We start from the raw sequence: 2735 nt of genomic DNA, 5'->3' as shown, positions 1-2735 counted from the left end.
CCAAGCTAATCAGGAGTTAGCTAAACTAAAAGCTAACTACGAAGAAACTCAAACTCAACTGGCCAACTTGAAAAAGAAGCACCAGAGTCTTAGCAAAGAACATACTCAAACCACTTCAGAGCTTAATGCTAATAGCAAAGAGCTAAAGAACATTAAGTCTATTTCGGCCAATGCCCTTAATCTAGATAAGCGAAATCGTGAGCTTAGAGAAAGTAATGAGCAGCTTAGAAACGAATTAGAACTGATCCAAACCGAGAATCTTAGATTAAAAGATAAGTCAGATTCTAACATGATGTTAATCGGGGGTGGCCTGGTAACACTTGGTGTAATTCTAACTTTATTAATTCCTATCATTAAACCTTCTAAGAAAAATGATAGCTGGGCGTAAAAAAGCTTATTTTTTAGGCTGCTTTAAAAACAAACACTTAGTCTATTATTTGCCCATTTCGTTCTAAAAATGAGCAACACACCATAGAAAAACTTTTGCCCCAGCGGTATCATCAAGCTTGATGCGCTGGGGTGAATTTCATCCGCATCAACTTATTACTAGAATCTTACCAATTGCTAATAGTCGAATATCTTGTGGTTTTGCTCTTTGACAGCAACCATATTTAGACATATAAATGAAGGTGAGACATTTATCCATAAGAGGTGTTGAATAGATGAATAACCTGTATAGCCGTACCTGGGATGAAAAACGCGATTTCATCAGAATGAGAGTCGATACTGAAATCACTCTAGCCGTTGATAACTCGGACATCAAAGTAAATGGTTATTGCCGTGACCTTAGTGGCGCAGGCATGTTAATAGAAGTAGAAGAAGAACTAACAGCAGGAGCAACTTGCCGGACATCGCTTCCTTCAAGCAACGATGCGTTTCCCGCTCTGGATGCAACCGTAAAAGTACTACGCTGCACACAGGTCGACGAAAATACTTTTCAAGTAGGCGCAGAAATTGTAGAAATCGCGAGTTAGGCGAAGCAATTTCATAAGCACATAAAAAAGCCCGTGAGCGTTTTTCTCACGGGCTTTTTTATGTGTTCGCTAAAGTCTCTACTAGGCTGGCATTTCCAACTTTTCAGGCGAAACAATAACACCATTATTATCGGCATAAACGTAGTGACCTGGTGTAAAGGTTACGCCACCAAAGGTGACCGGAACATTCAGATCACCAATACCACGCTTTTCAGTTTTACGCGGATTAGTGTTCATTGCCTGAACACCTAGCTGCGTCTGCCCGATCACATCAACATCACGAATGCAGCCGTAAATAACCAAACCAGACCAGCCGTTCGCAGCTGCTTTCTCAGCCAACATATCACCTAACAAGGCATTACGCATTGAACCACCGCCATCAACAACCATCACTCGCCCTTCGCCAGGTAAACCCACCTGTTCTTTGACGATAGAGTTATCTTCAAAACACTTTACCGTAACAATTTCGCCACCAAAGGCATCGATTGCACCGTAATTGTTCATCATCGGTTCCAAGACCTGAACTAAATCCGGGTACTCGTCGCACAAGTCTGGCGTAATGATTTTTGTATTGCTCAATGTTTTTCTCCTCGTTTCAATACATTAGATACACGGAGATTAACCGATTGCAGCTATATTCGTCCATCGCAAAAGACAATTATTCCTCGCCAAGCAGCCGCTCGATATTCAAGTCAACAACACTCTCCCCCAAGCTTACATTCAAACTTCCATCCTGAATCATCACAACGAGCTCCATCGTTCTTTCGACATGCGCAAGCAGTGGCTCGATATCAGCCATCTCTGCACGCAAGACAGACAAATTAGCTATACGCTTCAAATCCTTTGCTAACCCGTCGAACCAGGGGGCAACCTTTTGTCCGCCATAAGCCAATACAACAACTTTATCTGAGCGACCTGAAGCTTTACGGATACGTTTTAAATCAGGTAAGCCCAAGTCGATCCACAACTCTATTTCGTCGGATAAAGACTTGAGCCAGATATCCGGCTCATCATCAGTCGATAAACCCTTGGTAAAACTTAGCGCTTCATCTGCATACAATGAAAAAGCAAGCAAACGAAGCAACATACGTTCAATGGTTTCAGATGGGTGAAGTGCAACATTAAGCGAGTAGCTTTGGTAATGATCTCGATCAAAGTCACTTAGTTGCAAAGTAACTTTATAGATCGTGGACTTCAGCGCCATGGTATCCCCAAGATTCGTTAATAAATAAATGGGCATACTACACAGATATGAAATATTCCGCACAAATTAAATTGCTACAATCTCCACTACCAAAAAATTCGGCCACCTAAATTAGATGATCATACTTATGCGACTGACAATTCTAGACATAATAGAACAAAAAGCGTACAACTGTACCTCGAACTTAGTAGGAGGTCACTATGTCTAAAGGGATGAACAGCGAAAGCCCTATAGCAGAATCGCAAACAATCGCTCAGAAAGCTATTGGCTTCTTAAGCCGCCAACTTACCAATACCGGTAGCTTTGGTGTCTTTTTAGAGCCCATTATTCAGGTTTTTCGCCCAAATTGGCGTCACGGAAGAACTAGTGCTCAAGTACTCTTCATAAGAAATGAAACAGATGACATCTACACGCTGACTTTAAGGCCAGAAAAAAAATGGACTGGTTTTAATGCCGGACAATATGTACAGCTAAGCGTTGAAAAAGATGGCGCAATGCTAACACGTACCTTTAGCCTTTCCTGCTCGCCTAAACACTTTCTTCGCACAGGTGAAATC

General features: G+C 41.8%; 4 protein-coding genes and 1 pseudogene. 3 read left to right on the top strand and 2 right to left on the bottom strand.

Translation table 11 applies throughout. The features are described from left to right. Together A3735_RS18895 and A3735_RS18890 are read left to right on the top strand one after the other, a co-directional pair. On the top strand, positions 1 to 388 hold a 388-nt coding region (locus A3735_RS18895; protein WP_156499755.1), incomplete at its 5' end, for a TIGR04211 family SH3 domain-containing protein. 274 nt (positions 389 to 662) lie between these two features. After that, positions 663 to 974, top strand: a complete 312-nt coding sequence (locus A3735_RS18890) for a PilZ domain-containing protein (RefSeq protein ID WP_068507473.1) — start codon at positions 663 to 665, stop codon at positions 972 to 974. A gap of 81 nt (positions 975 to 1055) precedes the next feature. Here the strand turns inward: A3735_RS18890 and rraA are convergent, their stop codons facing one another. Further along, positions 1056 to 1553 carry a ribonuclease E activity regulator RraA gene (gene rraA, locus A3735_RS18885; protein ID WP_068511588.1) on the bottom strand — a complete coding sequence of 166 codons (498 nt, stop codon included), beginning with the start codon at positions 1551 to 1553 and terminating at the stop codon, positions 1056 to 1058. Between the two features lie 79 nt (positions 1554 to 1632). Further along, positions 1633 to 2178: a YaeQ family protein gene (locus A3735_RS18880; RefSeq protein WP_068511585.1), complete on the bottom strand. Its 546-nt coding sequence runs from the start codon at positions 2176 to 2178 to the stop codon at positions 1633 to 1635. A 200-nt stretch (positions 2179 to 2378) separates the two neighbouring features. Between A3735_RS18880 and A3735_RS18875 the strand changes: the two are divergent. Continuing rightward, positions 2379 to 2735 (top strand): annotated as a pseudogene (locus A3735_RS18875) (hypothetical protein); the annotation flags it as partial.

The organism is Oleiphilus sp. HI0061, assembly GCF_001635675.1.
This window is presented reverse-complemented; position numbering and strand designations above follow the sequence as displayed.

What these genes read in the sequence shown, in the direction of transcription:
- A3735_RS18880 (WP_068511585.1), bottom strand. Translation starts at nt 2,178, where the DNA reads ATGGCGCTGAAGTCCACGATCTATAAAGTTACTTTGCAACTAAGTGAC.
- A3735_RS18890 (WP_068507473.1), top strand. Translation starts at nt 663, where the DNA reads ATGAATAACCTGTATAGCCGTACCTGGGATGAAAAACGCGATTTCATC.